This is a genomic window from Acidovorax facilis, assembly GCF_050626955.1.
Lineage (GTDB): Bacteria > Pseudomonadota > Gammaproteobacteria > Burkholderiales > Burkholderiaceae_C > Acidovorax > Acidovorax facilis.
On record NZ_CP192460.1, the window covers coordinates 4,214,363 to 4,231,169 of the forward strand.

The following is a 16,807-nucleotide window of genomic DNA, read 5'->3' on the forward strand; positions in this document are numbered from 1 at the left end:
TATCAATCGGTTTTTCGGACACCGGGTCGCACCAAAAGCGCCACCCAGTACGTTTTCATTGCGACCACCATGCCAACCAGCAAGGCAATCCAGCTCAAGCCCGACACCAGCCGAGGTGCCGCAGCAAGCAGCGCCACCGTCAGCACGATCTTGGCAATCTCCCAACCAAAGAATCCCACCATGGCAGCACGCGGCTTGGAAGACGCCGAATGGCGCAACACACCGCGTGCAAACAACGCTGCCGGAGCCACCACAGCCAGCGCACCATAAGCCGCAGACCAGCCCACCGATGCCCTGCCCGTCAGAGCCCAGGCCACCAGGGCCACCAGCATCCCGACCAGTGCCTGACCCGCCACCACCTTCCACACAGAGATGGAAGGATTGCGACTGCGCCACACCTCGGCCTCCTCGGCCGTCAGGGGCTTGAAGTCAGATTCTTCAGCCTCAATTTCAGTCTCTGGCGGGATTGTTTTCATTGTTGAATGACGCCCGCGTTACAGACTGCAACTTTCACAAAGCCTCTAATTATAAGTAAAAACCCGTGACGCACGACAAAGACCTGCAAGCCCGGCCCAAAACCGGTGCGCGTGCATGCGCTGTTGTGGTGACAGGCCAACGGCTTTTCCCATCCTTCCCGCACTGCCGTGCACTGGCCTGGGGCAGGCTGCCTGCACCCCAGCGGCAGCACAACAACCCCGCTAGCGCACAATGGCAAAGCCCCGCCAGCTATTGAAACCGAAGCAGTACGCACCATGACAACCTCCAGCCCACCACCTGCCAATGGCCTCGACACACAGGCTAACGATCCACGCAAAGACTCGTTGATCGAATATCCCTCCAGGTTCCCCATCAAGGTCATGGGCGCCAAGGTGGACGGCTTTGTGCATGCTGTCACTGAACTGGCCCGCCAGTTCGACCCCACTTTTGACGCCAGCACCATTGAACTGCGAGACAGCCGCGCTGGCAATTACCTCGGAGTAACCATCACCATCACCGCGACCAGCCGGGAGCAGCTCGACGACTTGTACCGCGCACTGTCGTCACACCCCCTGGTGAAAGTGGTGCTGTAGCCCCGAGGCTGCAGCATGTTTGCCGCATGACCATCGACATTCGCATGCTGGGCCGCGTGGACTACGCCACCACCGTCCAGGCCATGCAGGACTACACCACCGCGCGTTCGGCCGGTACACCCGACGTGCTCTGGATGTGCGAGCACGCACCGCTGTACACACAAGGGCTCGCAGGCAAAAGTGATCACGTGCTGAACCCGGGCAACATTCCGGTGGTAGCCACCAACCGTGGCGGGCAGGTCACTTTCCACGGCCCCGGCCAGGTGGTGGCCTATCCACTGATCGACCTGCAGCGCGCAGGTTACTTCGTCAAGGAGTACGTCTACCGCGTGGAAGAAGCCGTGATCCGCACGCTGGCGCACTTTGGCATCACGGGCCACCGCGTGGGCGGCGCGCCTGGCATCTATGTGCGGCTGGACGACCCACACAGCCACGCCCTGCTGCCGCAGCGTCCGCAAAAGCGCATCGGCACGGCGGCGCCAATCCCGGACTTCGAGGGCCTGGGCAAGATCGCCGCCCTGGGTATCAAGGTCAGTCGGCACAGCACTTACCACGGCGTGGCGCTCAATGTGGCGATGGACCTGGAGCCCTTTGCGCGCATCAACCCTTGCGGTTACGCAGGTTTGCAAACGGTGGACCTTTCTACAATCGGGGTCCACACCACCTGGGAAGAAGCCGCGCAGGTGCTGGGCCAGCAGCTCAGCATCCGGTTGGCGCCCTGAACCTGCCTACATGCCATGAGCACCCCTGAAGTCGTCCGCGAAGCGCAATCCACCGAAGCCTACAACCCGCTGGCCAAGCAAAAAGCGGCCGCCAAGCTCTCGCGCATTCCGATCAAGGTCGAGCAAGGCGAAGTGCTCAAGAAGCCCGAGTGGATTCGCGTGAAGGCGGGCAGCCCCACCACACGCTTCTACGAGATCAAGGAGATCCTGCGCGAGCACAAGCTGCACACGGTGTGCGAAGAAGCCTCCTGCCCCAACATCGGCGAGTGTTTCGGCAAGGGCACGGCCACCTTCATGATCATGGGCGACAAGTGCACGCGCCGCTGCCCGTTCTGCGACGTGGGCCACGGCCGCCCCGACCCGCTGGACAAGGACGAGCCCCTGAACCTGGCCAAGACCATCGCCGCGCTCAAGCTCAAGTACGTGGTGATCACCAGCGTGGACCGCGACGATCTGCGCGACGGCGGCTCCGGCCATTTTGTGGAGTGCATCCAGAACATCCGCGAGTTGTCGCCCGCTACGCAGATCGAGATCCTGGTGCCCGACTTCCGAGGCCGCGACGACCGTGCGCTCGAAATCCTGAAAGCCGCGCCACCCGACGTGATGAACCACAACCTGGAAACCGCACCCCGCCTGTACAAGGAAGCGCGCCCAGGCTCCGACTACCAGTTCAGCCTGAACCTGCTGAAAAAATTCAAGGCCCTGCACCCCAATGTCCCCACCAAGAGCGGCATCATGGTTGGCTTGGGCGAGACGGACGAAGAGATTCTGCAGGTGATGCGCGACATGCGCGATCACAACATCGACATGCTGACCATCGGCCAGTACCTGTCGCCCAGCAACAGCCACCTGCCCGTGCGCCGCTACGTGCACCCCGACACCTTCAAGATGTTCGAGGAAGAGGCCTACAAGATGGGCTTCAGCCACGCTGCGGTCGGCGCCATGGTGCGCAGCAGCTACCACGCGGACCAGCAGGCGCACGCCGCTGGCGTTTAAGCCTGGCGGGACGCGCAACCCAGAGCACGATCATGGGCGCCGCGGAATCGCTCTCGCTGCGGCGCTACGGTGCATCGCCGGGCAGCCATAGCCACGATCACTTCCAGATACTGCTGGGTCTCTCCGGCGCACTGGACCTGGAAGTCGCGGGGCACGGTGTGCGCGTGGCGCCCGGTGGCGGCTGCGTGATTGCGCCGGGGGATCGCCACGACTTCGAATCGTCGCGCGGCAGCGTCTGCCTGGTGCTCGACAGCGCCCACCCCGGCTGGGCGCAGTGCGCCAGCGCGCAGCTCACTACCGCACTGCCCACCGATGCGCTGCCCCTGGCGCACTACCTGGCCAGCGCATTGCAACAAGGCCGCCCGCTGGCGCAGACCCACGGCCCGGCATTGCTGCTGGAAGCGTGGCTGGCGGGCTCAGCGCCCCATACATCCCTCCACCGATCCACGCGCCAACGCACTATCGATTGGCCTGCTCTGCAGCGCTGGGCAGCCCTGCAATGGCACCGCGAACTCAACGTTGCCGACTTGGCGGCGCAGGTGCATCTGAGCCCCAGCCAGTTCGCTACCAGGTGCCGCGAAGACCAGGGCATGGGTGCCATGGCCTGGCTGCGCGGCCAGCGCCTGGCACAGGCGCGGCTGCTGCGGGGCACAGGCATGGCCGTGGCCGAAGTAGCACGGCGCACGGGCTACCGCTCGCCCTCGGCCCTCACAGCGGCACTGCGGCGCGCTGAAGATCACTGAATCACTGACAAAAGGCTGCCGCGTCCAGCCGACGATCAACCCGCGACGACGGACCATCGTTGCGCGACGATCCCGAGTGCCGTGCGCGCGTAAGCTCGGCGCCATGCAAGCCAACCTGTACGCCCTGGGCGCCATCGCGCTGTGGGCCTCCCTCGCCTCGCTGGGTGTCTCGCTCACCCACATTCCACCGTTCCTGCTCACGGGCATTGCGCTCATCATCGGCAGCGTGCCAGCCTGGCCGTTTGTGCTGCGTGACCCGTCGCAGTGGCGCATTCCACTGCGCACGCTAGCGCTCGGTGTGTATGGCCTGTTTGCGTACCACTTCCTGCTGTTCATTGCGCTGCGCCACGCGCCGCCCGTGGAGGCCAATCTGGTGAACTACCTGTGGCCGCTGTTCATCGTGGTGCTCTCGCCTGTGGTGCTGCCCGGTGTGGCGCTGCGCCTGCCGCATGTGCTGGCGGCGCTGCTGGGTTTTGGGGGCGCAGCCATTGCGATTGCGGGTGGACGCGAGCTGAGTGGCACGCTGGCCTGGGGCTACCTGCCCGCGTTGGCCGCAGCATTCATCTGGGCCACGTACTCGCTCATGACCAAGAGCGTGGCGGCTTTTCCGACCACGGCCATCGGCCTGTTCGGACTGGTGTCCGGCGTGCTGTCCCTGTTGTGCCATGTGGTGTTGGAGCCCGCCGTGGCGCTGCAGCCGCGCGACTGGGCCCTGCTGGCAGTGCTGGGCCTGGGGCCGCTGGGGGCGTCGTTTTTCATGTGGGACAAGGCGCTCAAGCTCGGGGACGCGCGGCACATCGGCATCCTGAGCTACATCACGCCGCTGGCGTCCACCGCGCTGCTGATCGTGGTGAGTGGCCGCTCGTTCAGCTGGAGCATCGCACTGGCCACGGTGATGATCATCAGCGCGGCAGTGATGGGGATGCGGGCGCGCTGACCATGAGAAATACGCGTCAGATTGGCCTCTAGCGCTCATCTATAAAGCGCTAACAGCTATTATTTTAAGAGCAAAACCTATCGCTCAAGAGCTCAGCAACGCCGCAGGTTCGTCGCCCTCCAGCACCTGCTGCGCCCAGGGCGCCAGCTTGCGCGTGTCAGCGCGCAGCACCTCCTGCTTCACAGCCAGGATCTGCGCGGGGTGCATGGAGAAGCTGCGCAGGCCCAGGCCCAACAGCAGGCGCGTCATGGTCACATCGCCCGCCGTCTCACCACACACGCACACGCTCTTGCCCTGGCGCTCCCCCTCGGCGATCACGTCGCCCACCAGGCGCAGCACGGCGGGGTGCAGCGGGTCGTACAGGTGGGCCACAGCCTCGTCGGCACGGTCGATCGCCAGGGTGTACTGGATCAGGTCGTTGGTGCCGATGGAGAGAAAGTCGAAGTACTTGAGGAAGGTGCGCACCATGAGCGCGGCGGCGGGCACCTCGATCATCGCGCCCAGCTGCACCGGGCCGTAGGGTTCGCCACGCGCATCCAGCTCACCCCGGGCCAGGTCCACCTGGGCGAGCGTCTGCTGGATCTCGTGCGTGTGCGCCAGCATGGGGAACAGCAGGTTGACCTTGCCATGCGCCGCCGCACGCAGCACAGCGCGCAGCTGGGTGCGGAACATGGCCGGGTCGGCCAGGCTCCAGCGGATAGCGCGCAGACCCAGCGCGGGGTTCAGGTAGTTGTCCTTGTGGCTCTTGTGGTCCAGCGGCTTGTCCGCGCCCACATCGATGGTGCGAATGGTGACGGGCAGGCCCTGCATGCCGTCAATGGCCTCGCAATAGGCGCGGTACTGCTCGTCCTCGCCGGGCAGGTTGCCCGTCTTGCCCATGAACAGGAATTCGCTGCGGAACAGGCCCACGCCCACGGCCCCGGCGCGCACGGCGGTGGCCGCGTCGCCGGGTTGTTCGATGTTGGCCAGCAGCTCGATCTTGTGGCCGTCGATGGTGATGGCAGGGGTGTGGCGCAGCCGGGCCAGCCGCTCGCGCTCGAGCTCCACCTGGCGCTGGCGAAAGCCGTATTCGGCCAGGATGATGGGCGACGGATCGACAATGACCACACCTGCATCGCCGTCGATGATGACCCAGTCGTCCTGCCGCACCAGCTGACTGGCGGCGCGCGCACCGACCACGGCCGGGATGTCCATGCTGCGCGCCACGATGGCGGTGTGCGATGTCTTGCCGCCCACGTCAGTGACGAAGCCGGCGAACACGCTTTGCTTGAACTGCAGCATGTCGGCGGGCGAGAGGTCGTGCGCTACCAGCACCAGGGGCACGTCCACCGTGTCGTCGAGCAGCAGGTCTTGCTGCAGGCCCAGTTGCTTGTGGCGGCGCGGGCTGCTGACCGGCGGCGCCACGGGGCTGGCCACGCCCTTCATGTAGCGCAGGATGCGCTCGACCACCTGTTCCAGGTCAGCCTTGCGCTCGCGCAGGTACTCATCCTCCATCTCGTCGAACTGGCGCGCGATGACTTCGAGCTGTGTGGTCAACGCCCACTCGGCGTTGTACAGGCGCTCGGTGATCCAGTGCTTGACGCCGCCCGTGAGGGCCTCGTCCTGCAGCAGCATCAGGTGCACGTCGAGCAGCGCGGTCAGCTCATGCGGCGCATCGGCGGGCATGTCGGTCTGCAGGCGCTGCAGTTCCTCGACCACGGCATTGCGGCCGTTGCGCACCCGCTCAATCTCGCCCTCGACCTGTTCTGGCTTCACAAAATAGTGCGCCACGTCCACACGGCTGGACGCCACCAGCACGGCACGGCCGATGGCAATGCCGCGAGCGACTGCGAGACCGTGGACGGAAAAAGTCATTCACCCTCACCAAATTTGTCGGCAATCAAGGCCAGCAGGGCATCCATGGCCTCCTGTTCACGATCCCCGTTGGTTTCAATCTCCACCTCAGTGCCCATGCCGGCGGCCAGCATCATCACGCCCATGATGCTCTTGGCGTTGATGCGGCGGTCGCCACGGCTCATGAAAACCTCACAGGGGAAGCTGCCAGCCAGCTTGGTCAGCTTGGCCGAAGCGCGGGCATGCAGGCCCAATTTATTGCTGATGGTCGTACGTATCTTGATCATGTCGATTACGGGTGTTCTGGTTCTGCGGCGCGGAGATGGCCACCTGCATCACGCCCTGGGTGCCCCCCACCACGGCGCGGGTGACCACCGCGTCGAGGGGTTCGTGGCGGTAGCTCACTGCCCGCAGCAGCATGGGCAGGTTGACCCCCGTCACCAGGCGCGAGCGCACGTTCTCGATCACGCGCTGCGCCACGTTGCAGGGGGTGGCACCAAACACGTCGGTGAGCACCAGGGTGGAATCTGCGCCCAGTTGCTGCAGCATGATGCGGGCCTGCGCCAGCGACTCTTCGGGCGGCTGGTTGGGCTGCACGTCGAGAGCGGCCACGTTGTCGCCGCAGTCAGGAAACACATGCAGCGCACATTCGCGCAGTGCATGGGCCAACGGGGCGTGGGCAATGATGAGGATGCTGGTGGTGCTCATGGCGTGGTGGTTTGCAGCACATTATGGCGCCGCCCCTGCAGCAGGAACCACGCGTAGGCGACCGCGTTGCACGCCAGGTACACCGCCATCGCGGCCTGGAACGACTGCACCGTGGACAGGCCGGCCGCGGCAAAGGCGTCCACCCCCAGGCCAATGCCCCACTGCACCACAAACACTCCCGCAAAAATCACGAGGTTGTAGGCTGACAGCGCGCGCCCCGCCAGCGCCTGCGGGAACGCCATGGCCACCGCAGGCTGCGACAGCGACACAAACGTGCACGACACACAAAACAGCGCCCAGGCACCGCCTCCCGCCTGCGGCCCCGCGAGAATGATGCCGAGCAACACCACCAGGCACAGCGGCAAGCCCGCAGCCATCAGCCGGTCCGCTCCCAGCCCCTTGCGCAGCAGCCAGGGGTTGACCATGCCCCAGGTCCAGAACGTGCAGAGCATGGCCACGTTGATCCAGAACAGCCCCGTGGCAGCCTCCAGCGGTGAGTAGCCCGCCACCCGCTGCATCCATGGGCCTGCCCATAGCGTCTGCATGGCCACCATGCCGCCGTACACAAAGAAGCCCAGGGGCGCCAGGCGCTGGAAATATGGGTGGCGCCACACCATCGCATAGCCCGGTGGCACAGTGACACCGCTGGGGCCGCGCTCCGCCGTGGCATCACCACCACCACCGCCCGCGCCCGGTGTGCCCGCCGCCCAGCCGGGCACCCAGACGGCAATCACCACCATCGACAGCGCGATCAGCGCCGCCAACCCCCAGAACAGCGGCCGCCACCCCACCAGGGGCAGGGCCCACTGCACCGGCAGCGTGGACGCCACCATGCCCAGCGAGCCCGTCATCAGCATCCAGGAGTTGGCGCGCATCTGCGCCGTGGGCTCGAACCAGCGCCTATAGCCCGTGAGCGGCGCCATCAGGCAGGCGCTGACGCCCGCACCACACAACACACGCCCGGCCAGCAAGCCCGAAAACCCCGTCGCCACCGAAAACACCAGGCTGCCCACCACGGCCACGCCCAGAAATCCCAGCGCCACCTTGCGGGGGCCATGCCGGTCCAGCCAGGTGCCCAGCGGCAGCTGCGTGGCCGCAAAGCCCAGAAAGTACCCGCCCGCAAGCAAGCCCAGGTCGCTGGCCTGCAGCGAAAACTCCTGCGCCAGTGTGGGCGCTAGAGTGGCCGTAACAGCCCGCACCAGTGCCGACAGGAAGTAGGCGAAGGCAAAGGCCAGAAAAACGATGACCGCTGCCCGCCTGGGCAACACCGCATGCCCGGTCATTGGAGCACCATCCCTGCAAAGAACTGGTCGGCCAACTCGGGGCGGGGCTTGCCCGTGTAAACCACCGCGTGGTACAGCCGCATCTGCGGCCCCGCAGCGCGCGCAAACCACACGCCCTGGGCAAACACGGGGCTGCCGTCGGCACGCTGGCCTTGCACCACGGTGCGCACCGACTGCGGCAGGGGCAGTGCACCCTTGGGGGCATACGGCGCATCAGCCGCCGTGGCTGCGGCGCCCGCGCCGAGGTTGGCGACCACAGCGGCCCGCCAGTGCCGCAGGGCAGCGCCCGCTTGGGCAGGGTCTGCCAGGGCCGCATGCGACACGGCAAATGTGGCGCCGTCGGCATCGCAGCCCGCCATGGACAGCTCGACGGGCACCCCCGCCAGTTCAACCGTGCGCGTGGCCTGGTCAGGCTTGCAAGGCAAGGTGATGGTGATGCCGGCCTCGGGCAAAGGCACGCTGCGCCAGTTCAGTGCAGGGCTGCAGCCCACGAGCAGCCACAGCAACGGTGGCAGGGCAGCAGCCCGGGTTGGTGTCCAGTTCATCGGTCGATTATCGGCACAGTGACCCAGATCAACAGGCTGCATCCCCTGCGGGCGAACTTTTGCCCGCCAAGCCGACTCCATCCCAAGTTCGGCCTGCGGGCCACCCGTGAAGGTAGAAGACGGGCGTTGTTGTTAGGGCAGGTCCGGCACAATGCCGGTTGCAGGCCCGGGTACCCACAGGGGCCACAGTTTCAGGATGAATGGACAAGTCATGGCGATCAAGCATTGGGCGGCAGGGGTGGCAGTGGCAGCATTTGCGGCCGTGGGTGCCTATGTTTACCTGGATACAGGCCGCTCTGCGGCACCGGAATCCACCTTCGTGTTGCTAAACGGCACGAGCCAATCCACCGCCGATCTGCGCGGCAAGGTCACGCTGGTGAATTTCTGGGCCACCAGCTGCACCACCTGCGTGGCGGAAATGCCCGAGATCGTGGCCACCTACAACAAGTACCACGCCAAAGGCTTCGACACGCTCGCCGTGGCCATGAGCTACGACCCGCCCAGCTACGTGGTGAACTTTGCCGAAACCCGCAAGCTGCCCTTCAAGGTGGCGATCGACAACACCGGCAAGGTGGCCCAGGCCTGGGGCGATGTGCGCCTCACGCCCTCGACCTTCATCGTCAACAAGCGCGGCGAGATCGTGAAAACCTATGTGGGGGCGCCGAACTTCCCCGAGTTGCATCAATTGATCGAGAAGTTGCTCGCAGAGACCTGAGCTGCGCCTCCGTCAGTCCTTCCAAAGACAAAAGGCCGATTTCATGAGAAATCGGCCTTTTGCGCTTATGGGGCAAGCGCCAGCAGCTATCAATTTTGCAAATGACCTCTGAAACTGGCGTTTCCCAGAGGAGCGGACGCCGCGCAAGGGCCGCCCCGCCGCGCTGGCGTCGTCCCCCTTCCCGCAGCGCGTAGCGCGTAGAGAGAAGGGGGAAGCGGCGCAGCCGCTCAGGGGGATGTGCCTTATTTCGCGCGGTAATTGTCGTGGCAGGCCTTGCAGGTGCCAGCGGCCGCGCCGAATGCGGTCTTGAGGTTGTCCAGGTTGCCCGTCTTGGCCGCAGCGGCCAGCTTGACGGATTCGGCTTCGAGCTTGTCGGAATGCTCCTTGAACTTGGCCTGTTCGGTCCAGATTTCAGGCAATGCCTTGGTGGGCGCGCCCTTGTCGGTGCCCGCGCCAAATCCCGCCCAGGGCAGCTTGGCCATCTGCGCCACCACGTCCGCGTTCTCCTGCGCGGCCTTGGCGTCGAACGGGATACGGCCATTGGCCATGGCCCCAAGGCGGCCAAAGTGCTGGCCCATCACAAACAGCGCGCTCTGGCGGTATTTGATGGCGTCTTCCGCCTTGGCGAACTGGGCAGAGGCCGGTGCGGACAAGGTCAGCGTAGCGGCGGCAAGGGCGAACGCGGCAAGTGCTTTCATAGGGAGATTCCTTTTTCGTGGGGTGGACAGGCTCTGAGAGCCCGGGGCAAGTATGCCGTTTTACCGCCCATTTCGCAGCGGGCATGCTCTTTCGGGTTGACCCCGCCTCCTTCACAATGCGGCCCACCACCCTTCGTCCAACCACCCTGCCCCGCCGCCATGACGCAACACTCCGTACGCATCTGGGACCTTCCCACCCGCATCTTCCACTGGGCACTCGCCGCGAGCGTCGTGGGCCTGGTCATCACCGCCAAGGTGGGGGGCAACGCCATGGAATGGCATTTCCGGCTGGGGTACGGCGTGTTGGCGCTGCTGGTGTTCCGCATGGTCTGGGGACTGATGGGCGGGCGCTGGTCGCGCTTCACGAGTTTTCTGTACTCCCCGATGCGGGTGCTGCGGTATCTGCGCGGTTCAGCCCACGCCGAAGACAGCATTGGCCACAGCCCACTGGGCGCCCTGTCGGTCTTTGCGCTGCTGGCCGTGCTGGTGGCCCAAGTGGCCACCGGTTTGCTGAGTGATGACGAGATCGCCTTCGCTGGCCCGCTCACCCGGTTTGTGTCGAATGCAGTGGTCGGCCAGGCCACGGGCTACCACAAGGAAATTGGCCAGTACCTGGTGCTGGGGCTGGTGGGGTTGCACCTGATCGCCATCATTTTCTATGTGCTGGTTCGCCGCCAACGCCTCGTCCGGCCCATGCTGCATGGCGACAAGCTGCTGCCCGCCCCGGCCACGCCGTCTCGCGACGACTTGACCAGCCGGGCCGTGGCGCTGGTGGTGCTGGCCCTGAGTGCCGCGCTGGCCTGGTGGGTGTCCTCTCTGGGGGCAGCGGCGGGGTTCTAGCCAGACTCGCTACACTGCGGCTTCCGCTGTTTTGAACTACTGCGTTTTGGACAAGCCTTCCGTCACCCTGCTGACCCCCACCTCGCCCGCTGAGATGGAAGCGGTCCGCACCATCTTCCGGGAGTACGCCGACACCCTCGGCGTAGACCTGTGTTTCCAGGACTTCGAGACCGAACTCGCGGGCCTGCCCGGCGACTACGGCCCGCCGCGCGGCGCACTGCTGCTGGCCCAGGTCGAAGGGGCGATTGCCGGCTGCTGCGCCCTTCGGCCACTGGATACGGCCGACTACCCGAACGCGAGCGAAATGAAGCGGCTGTACGTGCGCAAAGCCTTCCGGGGCTTCGGCCTGGGCCGCGAACTCGCGGAGGCCATGCTCGACCGGGCGCGCCAGGCGGGTTACGCCTGCGTGCTGCTCGACACGCTCGACGACATGGAATCGGCCCGGGCGCTGTACACCGACCTGGGCTTTGAAGAGATTCCACCCTATTACCACAACCCCATTGCGGGGGCGCATTACCTCAAGGTTGATATTTCTTGAGTTTTTGTCGCCTGGCTCTCACTGATATTGCGTCAATAGCTATTAAATTTATAGCGGTTATAGAATCAGACCGGCCCGGTGCCAAGCACTTCGAGCCTGTTGATCAGGATCGAGCCGTGGGGCAGCCCCACGGTGTTGTCTTCCAACGCGTCCATCGCGGCGCGCGAACCTCCCGCCACCCGTGGCGTGCAGTTCGCACCCAACCCGCAGGTTGGCACCGGGCCAACTTCCTACACTTCGCAGCTTCGTGACGAAGACTCCAGCCCGCACACGCGCACTGGCCAAGGCGCTGGCCATGGCCGTGCTGGCCGATGCACGGGAGCCGGAGCGTCGCACCCTCCAGGCACTGGCAGCGCGCGCAGGTGCCTGCCTGGGTAACAACACGACCCTGGCGGACAGCCCCGTTCCACTGCCCCCGCCCTTGCTCGAACAGCTGCGCCGCCTGTCCCACGCGTCCGGGGCCGAATGGGCGCGGCTGGAGCCTGAGGACGTGGCCACCTGGCTGTGCTGGGGTGTCTGGTGGCGTAAAGCGGGGCTGCGCAATGGCGCCACCTTGCAGTCGCTTACGACGACCTTCAGCCAGCAGGAGGAAAAAGACCAGGACGCCTGGGACGAGCTGGCGGGCGACGACGATGAAAACGCCGAACCAGCCCTGCCTTTGCACCAATGGCCCGACCCCCAACTCGCCCGGGCTTTCCGCACCTGGGCCGCCAGCCCACGCACCGGGGAGCCGTTGCACTGGCTGCTGCGCTCCGCCACGGCAGGCGCGCACCCCGCATGGATGGGCCGTGAGCGCACCACGCCCGTGCTGCTGGCCGCCACCGACGTGACCGAGGCCCTGGCCGTTTCGCAGGATGACCTCCTGTGGCTCGCGCCCGAGCATGCGCACTGGCGCGAACGTCAGGACGGGGGCCATGCCCTACCCCTTTCGCACTATCGCTACCGCTTGCTGCCCAAGCCCAGCGGTGGGCTGCGCCTGCTGGAGGCGCCCCGCCCGCGCCTGGCCAGCACGCAGCGCCGCATTCTGGACAGCCTGCTGGCTGGCGTGCCCGTGCACGAGGCCGCGCATGGCTTTGTGCGCGGCCACGGCGTGGGCACCCACGCACAGGTCCACACCCAGCAGGCTGTGGTGATACGGTTTGACCTGGCCGATTTCTTCATGTGCATCACGGCCACCCGCGTGCGCGCGCTGTGGCGGGCACTGGGCCATGGTCGCCCGGCCGCCGAGCTGCTCACGCGGCTGACCACCACGCGAACCCCTCAGGTCGTCCGGGAACGATTGCTGGAAGCAGCCCCCCTGCCGCGGGAGGCTATCGCGCAGCGCCGTGCCATCAGCACGCGCCTGAAACAGCCCCATTTGCCGCAGGGTGCGCCCACGTCGCCCGCCTTGGCAAATCTGTGTGCCTTCGGGCTGGACCTGCGGCTGAACGCCCTGGCAGAGCGCTTTGGCGCGCGCTACACCCGCTATGCCGACGACCTGGTGTTTTCAAGTTCAAAGGCGCTGCACCAGCAGTGGGTGGACTTGCGCGCCTGGGTGACCGCCATTGCCCAGGACGAAGGATTCACCCTGCGCGCGGACAAGACCCGCGTGATGCCAGCGCACCAGCGGCAGTATGTGACGGGACTGGTGGTCAACGAGCGCGCCAACTACAGCCGCACACAGTTCGACATCCTCAAGGCCCGCCTGCACCGGCTGTGCCAACAGCCCCAGGTGGACATCAGCGAGCGGGCCCGGCTGACCGGCGAGATCCAATGGGCCAGTCAATGGCTGGCGCCGACACGCAGAGCGAAGCTGCAGCGGCTGCTCCATGCCATCCGGTTTTCCAACGAGCTTTAGATCCGCTCAAGGCCTTCCCGGGATCACGCTTATGGCCGGCTTCGCAAGTTCTCGCCAAAGCAATGGCGACCCCGGCAGCCGGCCCAAGCCAGAACACCCCACATCGCAGGGAGCAACTCGGCGCAGCCGGTTAACGCCGAACTCAAGTCTTTTGGGCTTGCTGGAGCAGCGTGTCAGCGTCGCTCACTTCAAATTTGCCCGGGGCTTCCACGTTGAGGGTGACCACCTTGCCGTCGCGCACCAGCATCGAATAGCGGTTGCTGCGCAGACCCAGGCCCTTGCCCGTCAGATCCAGCGTCAGACCGGTGGCCTTGGCGAAAGTGGCGTCGCCGTCGCCCAACATGCGGACCTTGCCATCGGTCTTCTGGTCACGTGCCCATGCGCCCATGACAAAGGCGTCGTTCACGCTCACGCACCAGATCTCATCCACACCAGCGGCCTTGAACTCGGCGGCCTTTTCCACATAGCCTGGCACATGCTTGGCCGAGCAGGTGGGCGTAAACGCTCCGGGCAATGCAAACAGGGCAATCGTCTTGCCAGCCGTAGCCTTGTCTACAGGCACAGGGTTCGGGCCGATGCTGCAGCCCTCGCCCTCGACTTCCGAATATTCCATGAGCGTGCTGGCAGGCAGGGTGTCACCGACTTTGATCATTGTTATCTCCTTGGGATGGTGGAATGGATAGCGGGATGAATGGGATTGGATACGCGAAGTGCCCCGCGCCGCCAACACAACATGACGTGCGCAAAACAAGGCTCAGACAAGCGACTCACGCCAAAGCGAGTTGATGCCGCATCCCGATTTGCCTGAGTCCTAAAAAAGTGGGCCACAAAGCAAAACGACCCACATTGTGGGTCGTTTTGAAAGGCTTTGCCGTCCGGGGTCTTGACCCCGGGGCAATGGGATGCTGATTTACAGCAGACCGGCCTTTTGCACCAAGCGGGTAGCCACCCAGTTCTTGGTCTTGGAGAGCGGACGGCTTTCGGTAATTTCGATCACGTCGCCCAGCTTGTACTCGCCATTCTCATCATGGGCGTGGTACTTGCTCGACTTCGCAACGATCTTGCCGTAGAGCTCGTGCTTCACACGGCGCTCGACCAGCACGGTCACAGTCTTTTGACGCTTGTCGCTGACCACCTTGCCAACCAAGGTGCGCTTGAGGGATTTTTTAGGTTCCGTCATGTGGGCTCCTTACTTGGCGGCTTGCTTTTCAGCAAGAATGGTCTTTGCACGGGCGATATCGCGGCGGGTGGTGCGCAGCGTGTTGGTGTTAGCCAATTGCTGCGTAGCCTTTTGCATGCGCAGGCCGAAGTGGGCCTTTTGCAGCGCCTTGATTTCGGCTTCGATACCGGCGACGTCTTTTTGGCGAAGTTCAGTAGTCTTCATTGCTTGTTCTCCTGAATTAAGCGCCAAGGTGACGACTGACAAACGTGGTGCGCAGCGGCAGCTTGGCTGCAGCCAGGCGGAACGCTTCGCGGGCCAGTTCTTCAGGCACACCGACGATCTCGAAAACGATCTTGCCGGGCTGGATTTCGGCCACGTAGTACTCGGGGTTGCCCTTACCGTTACCCATACGCACTTCTGCGGGCTTGGTAGAGATTGGCTTGTCCGGGAACACGCGGATCCAGATACGGCCGCCACGCTTGACGTGACGGGAAATCGCACGGCGTGCAGCTTCGATCTGGCGGGCCGTGAGACGGCCACGATCGGTGCACTTCAGACCGAAATCACCGAACGCAACGGAGGCACCCCGCGTTGCGACACCGGTATTACGGCCCTTTTGCTCCTTGCGGTACTTGCGGCGAGCAGGTTGCAGCATACTTATTCTCCTTTTCCGTCCGCTGCTGTAGCGGGCGCGGCGACTTTGCGTACGCGCTTAACGGCGGTGTTATCAGCGCCACCAGCTTCCACTGGCTTGTCGCTGCCGTCGGCCGGAGCGGTGTTACCACCGACTGGACGACGTGGGCCACGGCCTGCGCCTGGACGATCGCCACCTGGGCGGCCGTCACGGCGTGGACCGCGTGGGCGGCGTTCTTCGTCTGGACGTGGGGTTTCCACGGCAGGCAGGTCGTTACGACCCAGCGTATCGCCCTTGTAGACCCAGACCTTGACGCCGATCACACCGTAGGTGGTCTTGGCTTCAGAGGTGCCGTAGTCGATGTCGGCGCGCAGCGTGTGAAGTGGCACGCGGCCTTCACGGTACCATTCGCAACGAGCGATTTCGATACCGTTCAGACGACCGGACGACATGATCTTGATGCCCTGGGCACCCAGACGCATGGCGTTCTGCATCGCACGCTTCATGGCGCGGCGGAACATGATCCGCTTTTCGAGCTGTTGCGTGATGCTGTCGGCGATCAGCTTGGCATCGATTTCGGGCTTGCGCACTTCTTCGATGTTGACTGCCACTGGCACACCCAGGCGCAGAGCGAGTTCCTTCTTGAGGTTCTCGATGTCTTCACCCTTCTTGCCGATCACCACACCAGGACGTGCCGAGTAAATGGTGATGCGGGCGTTCTTGGCTGGACGCTCGATCAGGATGCGCGACACAGCCGCGTTCTTCAACTTGGCCTTCAGGTACTCACGCACCTTGATGTCTTCGGCCAGCATGCCCGCGAAGTCGCGGTTGCTGGCGTACCAACGGCTGGACCAGTTGCGGCTGACCGCAAGGCGGAAGCCGGTAGGATGGATTTTTTGTCCCATAGTCTTCCCGAGCCTTTAGTTGCCAACCGTCACGTACACATGGCACGTGGGCTTGCTGATGCGGTTGCCGCGGCCTTTGGCGCGCGCGGTGAAGCGCTTGAGCGTGGTGCCTTGTTCGACGTAGATGGTCTTGACCTTCAGTTCGTCGATGTCAGCGCCATCGTTGTGTTCGGCATTGGCGATAGCCGACTCCAGAACTTTCTTGACGATTCCCGCAGCTTTTTTCTGCGTGAAGTTCAGGATGTTCAGAGCCTGGTCCACCTTCTTGCCGCGGATCAGGTCAGCGACCAGACGGCCCTTGTCGACCGACAGACGGACGCCCCGGAGGACTGCACGTGTTTCAGACATGGTCGTTCCTTACTTCTTCGCTTTTTTGTCAGCGGGGTGACCCTTGAAGGTGCGCGTCAGGGCGAATTCGCCCAGCTTGTGGCCCACCATCTGGTCGGTGACATAGACAGGTACGTGCTGCTTGCCGTTGTGCACGGCAATGGTCAGACCGATGAACTCGGGCAGAACCATGGAGCGACGCGACCAGGTCTTGACTGGTTTCTTGTCCTTGGTGGCAACGGCCTTTTCGACCTTGGCCAGCAAGTGATGGTCAACAAATGGACCCTTTTTAAGAGAGCGAGTCATCTGTTACC

Annotated in this window: 23 protein-coding genes; 9 read left to right on the forward strand and 14 right to left on the reverse strand. The window is 64.5% G+C overall.

What is annotated here, in order from left to right; translation table 11 throughout:
• Nucleotides 1-2: 2 nt before the first annotated feature.
• Entirely contained in the window at nt 3-476 is a 474-nt protein-coding gene (locus tag ACQ4MJ_RS19270) for an ATP synthase subunit I (protein WP_055396234.1), read from the reverse strand.
• Between the two features lie 276 nt (nt 477-752).
• Here ACQ4MJ_RS19270 and ACQ4MJ_RS19275 point away from each other — a divergent pair, with 276 nt between their 5' ends.
• The 5 genes from ACQ4MJ_RS19275 to ACQ4MJ_RS19295 all read left to right on the forward strand — a co-directional run bounded on the left by ACQ4MJ_RS19275 (nt 753) and on the right by ACQ4MJ_RS19295 (nt 4,468).
• Nucleotides 753-1,070 carry a YbeD family protein gene (locus tag ACQ4MJ_RS19275; protein ID WP_055396230.1) on the forward strand — a complete coding sequence of 106 codons (318 nt, stop codon included), beginning with the start codon at nt 753-755 and terminating at the stop codon, nt 1,068-1,070.
• Nucleotides 1,071-1,096: 26 nt separating this feature from the next.
• A complete protein-coding gene (lipB, locus tag ACQ4MJ_RS19280) occupies nt 1,097-1,792 on the forward strand; it encodes a lipoyl(octanoyl) transferase LipB (protein ID WP_228897621.1) in 696 nt (231 codons plus the stop codon).
• 15 nt (nt 1,793-1,807) lie between these two features.
• A complete protein-coding gene (lipA, locus tag ACQ4MJ_RS19285) occupies nt 1,808-2,788 on the forward strand; it encodes a lipoyl synthase (protein ID WP_431151599.1) in 981 nt (326 codons plus the stop codon).
• Between the two features lie 32 nt (nt 2,789-2,820).
• Nucleotides 2,821-3,531 (forward strand): AraC family transcriptional regulator, encoded by a 711-nt coding sequence (locus ACQ4MJ_RS19290; protein ID WP_055396224.1) that lies wholly within the window; start codon nt 2,821-2,823, stop codon nt 3,529-3,531.
• A 103-nt stretch (nt 3,532-3,634) separates the two neighbouring features.
• Nucleotides 3,635-4,468 carry a DMT family transporter gene (locus tag ACQ4MJ_RS19295; protein ID WP_431151598.1) on the forward strand — a complete coding sequence of 278 codons (834 nt, stop codon included), beginning with the start codon at nt 3,635-3,637 and terminating at the stop codon, nt 4,466-4,468.
• 84 nt (nt 4,469-4,552) lie between these two features.
• Here the strand turns inward: ACQ4MJ_RS19295 and ptsP are convergent, their stop codons facing one another.
• The 5 genes from ptsP to ACQ4MJ_RS19320 are packed head-to-tail and all read right to left on the reverse strand — an operon-like array spanning nt 4,553 to nt 8,837.
• Entirely contained in the window at nt 4,553-6,322 is a 1,770-nt protein-coding gene (gene ptsP / locus ACQ4MJ_RS19300; protein WP_055395009.1) for a phosphoenolpyruvate--protein phosphotransferase, read from the reverse strand.
• The gene (locus tag ACQ4MJ_RS19305; protein WP_121422008.1) at nt 6,319-6,588 is read right to left on the reverse strand and encodes an HPr family phosphocarrier protein; all 270 of its coding nucleotides are present in this window, start codon (nt 6,586-6,588) and stop codon (nt 6,319-6,321) included. Before ACQ4MJ_RS19305 ends, ptsP begins: the two co-directional genes overlap by 4 nt.
• Nucleotides 6,557-7,009 (reverse strand): PTS sugar transporter subunit IIA, encoded by a 453-nt coding sequence (locus tag ACQ4MJ_RS19310; RefSeq protein WP_055395004.1) that lies wholly within the window; start codon nt 7,007-7,009, stop codon nt 6,557-6,559. The genes ACQ4MJ_RS19305 and ACQ4MJ_RS19310 overlap by 32 nt, the downstream gene beginning before the upstream one ends.
• On the reverse strand, nt 7,006-8,292 hold the full coding sequence (locus ACQ4MJ_RS19315; protein ID WP_431151596.1) for an MFS transporter: 1,287 nt from the start codon (nt 8,290-8,292) through the stop codon (nt 7,006-7,008). Before ACQ4MJ_RS19315 ends, ACQ4MJ_RS19310 begins: the two co-directional genes overlap by 4 nt.
• Entirely contained in the window at nt 8,289-8,837 is a 549-nt protein-coding gene (locus ACQ4MJ_RS19320; RefSeq protein ID WP_055395000.1) for a hypothetical protein, read from the reverse strand. Before ACQ4MJ_RS19320 ends, ACQ4MJ_RS19315 begins: the two co-directional genes overlap by 4 nt.
• A 211-nt stretch (nt 8,838-9,048) precedes the next feature.
• Between ACQ4MJ_RS19320 and ACQ4MJ_RS19325 the strand changes: the two genes are divergently transcribed.
• A complete protein-coding gene (locus tag ACQ4MJ_RS19325; protein WP_121422005.1) occupies nt 9,049-9,552 on the forward strand; it encodes a peroxiredoxin family protein in 504 nt (167 codons plus the stop codon).
• Nucleotides 9,553-9,794: 242 nt separating this feature from the next.
• Here the strand turns inward: ACQ4MJ_RS19325 and ACQ4MJ_RS19330 are convergent, their stop codons facing one another.
• A complete protein-coding gene (locus ACQ4MJ_RS19330) occupies nt 9,795-10,250 on the reverse strand; it encodes a c-type cytochrome (RefSeq protein ID WP_055394996.1) in 456 nt (151 codons plus the stop codon).
• Nucleotides 10,251-10,409: 159 nt separating this feature from the next.
• On the opposite strand from ACQ4MJ_RS19330, the gene ACQ4MJ_RS19335 reads away from it, so the two are divergent.
• From ACQ4MJ_RS19335 to ACQ4MJ_RS19345, 3 genes are all read left to right on the forward strand, one after another.
• Entirely contained in the window at nt 10,410-11,090 is a 681-nt protein-coding gene (locus tag ACQ4MJ_RS19335) for a cytochrome b/b6 domain-containing protein (RefSeq protein ID WP_121507823.1), read from the forward strand.
• Nucleotides 11,091-11,136: 46 nt separating this feature from the next.
• On the forward strand, nt 11,137-11,628 hold the full coding sequence (locus ACQ4MJ_RS19340) for a GNAT family N-acetyltransferase (protein WP_121422003.1): 492 nt from the start codon (nt 11,137-11,139) through the stop codon (nt 11,626-11,628).
• A 946-nt stretch (nt 11,629-12,574) separates the two neighbouring features.
• Nucleotides 12,575-13,465: a reverse transcriptase family protein gene (locus ACQ4MJ_RS19345; protein WP_431153045.1), complete on the forward strand. Its 891-nt coding sequence runs from the start codon at nt 12,575-12,577 to the stop codon at nt 13,463-13,465.
• 142 nt (nt 13,466-13,607) lie between these two features.
• Here ACQ4MJ_RS19345 and ACQ4MJ_RS19350 read toward each other — a convergent pair whose 3' ends face one another.
• From ACQ4MJ_RS19350 to rpsS, 7 genes are all read right to left on the reverse strand, one after another.
• Nucleotides 13,608-14,117 carry a peroxiredoxin gene (locus ACQ4MJ_RS19350; RefSeq protein ID WP_431151594.1) on the reverse strand — a complete coding sequence of 170 codons (510 nt, stop codon included), beginning with the start codon at nt 14,115-14,117 and terminating at the stop codon, nt 13,608-13,610.
• Nucleotides 14,118-14,375: 258 nt separating this feature from the next.
• Nucleotides 14,376-14,645 (reverse strand): 30S ribosomal protein S17, encoded by a 270-nt coding sequence (gene rpsQ, locus ACQ4MJ_RS19355; RefSeq protein WP_055394987.1) that lies wholly within the window; start codon nt 14,643-14,645, stop codon nt 14,376-14,378.
• A gap of 9 nt (nt 14,646-14,654) precedes the next feature.
• The gene (gene rpmC, locus ACQ4MJ_RS19360; protein WP_055394985.1) at nt 14,655-14,849 is read right to left on the reverse strand and encodes a 50S ribosomal protein L29; all 195 of its coding nucleotides are present in this window, start codon (nt 14,847-14,849) and stop codon (nt 14,655-14,657) included.
• Nucleotides 14,850-14,865: 16 nt separating this feature from the next.
• Entirely contained in the window at nt 14,866-15,282 is a 417-nt protein-coding gene (gene rplP / locus ACQ4MJ_RS19365; protein WP_015012190.1) for a 50S ribosomal protein L16, read from the reverse strand.
• A gap of 2 nt (nt 15,283-15,284) precedes the next feature.
• On the reverse strand, nt 15,285-16,166 hold the full coding sequence (gene rpsC, locus ACQ4MJ_RS19370; protein ID WP_055394983.1) for a 30S ribosomal protein S3: 882 nt from the start codon (nt 16,164-16,166) through the stop codon (nt 15,285-15,287).
• A gap of 15 nt (nt 16,167-16,181) precedes the next feature.
• Nucleotides 16,182-16,514, reverse strand: a complete 333-nt coding sequence (gene rplV, locus ACQ4MJ_RS19375; RefSeq protein ID WP_007847806.1) for a 50S ribosomal protein L22 — start codon at nt 16,512-16,514, stop codon at nt 16,182-16,184.
• 9 nt (nt 16,515-16,523) lie between these two features.
• Nucleotides 16,524-16,799, reverse strand: a complete 276-nt coding sequence (gene rpsS, locus ACQ4MJ_RS19380) for a 30S ribosomal protein S19 (RefSeq protein ID WP_010467177.1) — start codon at nt 16,797-16,799, stop codon at nt 16,524-16,526.
• Nucleotides 16,800-16,807 lie beyond the last annotated feature (8 nt).

Excerpts from the sequence above, each read along its gene's own strand:
- ACQ4MJ_RS19350 (WP_431151594.1), bottom strand. The coding sequence starts at position 14,117 with ATGATCAAAGTCGGTGACACCCTGCCTGCCAGCACGCTCATGGAATAT.
- ACQ4MJ_RS19335 (WP_121507823.1), top strand. The coding sequence starts at position 10,410 with ATGACGCAACACTCCGTACGCATCTGGGACCTTCCCACCCGCATCTTC.
- ptsP (WP_055395009.1), bottom strand. The coding sequence starts at position 6,322 with ATGACTTTTTCCGTCCACGGTCTCGCAGTCGCTCGCGGCATTGCCATC.
- lipB (WP_228897621.1), top strand. The coding sequence starts at position 1,097 with ATGACCATCGACATTCGCATGCTGGGCCGCGTGGACTACGCCACCACC.
- ACQ4MJ_RS19310 (WP_055395004.1), bottom strand. The coding sequence starts at position 7,009 with ATGAGCACCACCAGCATCCTCATCATTGCCCACGCCCCGTTGGCCCAT.
- lipA (WP_431151599.1), top strand. The coding sequence starts at position 1,808 with ATGAGCACCCCTGAAGTCGTCCGCGAAGCGCAATCCACCGAAGCCTAC.
- ACQ4MJ_RS19330 (WP_055394996.1), bottom strand. The coding sequence starts at position 10,250 with ATGAAAGCACTTGCCGCGTTCGCCCTTGCCGCCGCTACGCTGACCTTG.
- rpsS (WP_010467177.1), bottom strand. The coding sequence starts at position 16,799 with ATGACTCGCTCTCTTAAAAAGGGTCCATTTGTTGACCATCACTTGCTG.
- ACQ4MJ_RS19305 (WP_121422008.1), bottom strand. The coding sequence starts at position 6,588 with ATGATCAAGATACGTACGACCATCAGCAATAAATTGGGCCTGCATGCC.
- ACQ4MJ_RS19270 (WP_055396234.1), bottom strand. The coding sequence starts at position 476 with ATGAAAACAATCCCGCCAGAGACTGAAATTGAGGCTGAAGAATCTGAC.
- rplV (WP_007847806.1), bottom strand. The coding sequence starts at position 16,514 with ATGTCTGAAACACGTGCAGTCCTCCGGGGCGTCCGTCTGTCGGTCGAC.
- rplP (WP_015012190.1), bottom strand. The coding sequence starts at position 15,282 with ATGCTGCAACCTGCTCGCCGCAAGTACCGCAAGGAGCAAAAGGGCCGT.
- rpmC (WP_055394985.1), bottom strand. The coding sequence starts at position 14,849 with ATGAAGACTACTGAACTTCGCCAAAAAGACGTCGCCGGTATCGAAGCC.
- ACQ4MJ_RS19325 (WP_121422005.1), top strand. The coding sequence starts at position 9,049 with ATGGCGATCAAGCATTGGGCGGCAGGGGTGGCAGTGGCAGCATTTGCG.
- ACQ4MJ_RS19275 (WP_055396230.1), top strand. The coding sequence starts at position 753 with ATGACAACCTCCAGCCCACCACCTGCCAATGGCCTCGACACACAGGCT.
- ACQ4MJ_RS19290 (WP_055396224.1), top strand. The coding sequence starts at position 2,821 with ATGGGCGCCGCGGAATCGCTCTCGCTGCGGCGCTACGGTGCATCGCCG.
- rpsQ (WP_055394987.1), bottom strand. The coding sequence starts at position 14,645 with ATGACGGAACCTAAAAAATCCCTCAAGCGCACCTTGGTTGGCAAGGTG.
- ACQ4MJ_RS19295 (WP_431151598.1), top strand. The coding sequence starts at position 3,635 with ATGCAAGCCAACCTGTACGCCCTGGGCGCCATCGCGCTGTGGGCCTCC.
- ACQ4MJ_RS19320 (WP_055395000.1), bottom strand. The coding sequence starts at position 8,837 with ATGAACTGGACACCAACCCGGGCTGCTGCCCTGCCACCGTTGCTGTGG.
- rpsC (WP_055394983.1), bottom strand. The coding sequence starts at position 16,166 with ATGGGACAAAAAATCCATCCTACCGGCTTCCGCCTTGCGGTCAGCCGC.
- ACQ4MJ_RS19315 (WP_431151596.1), bottom strand. The coding sequence starts at position 8,292 with ATGACCGGGCATGCGGTGTTGCCCAGGCGGGCAGCGGTCATCGTTTTT.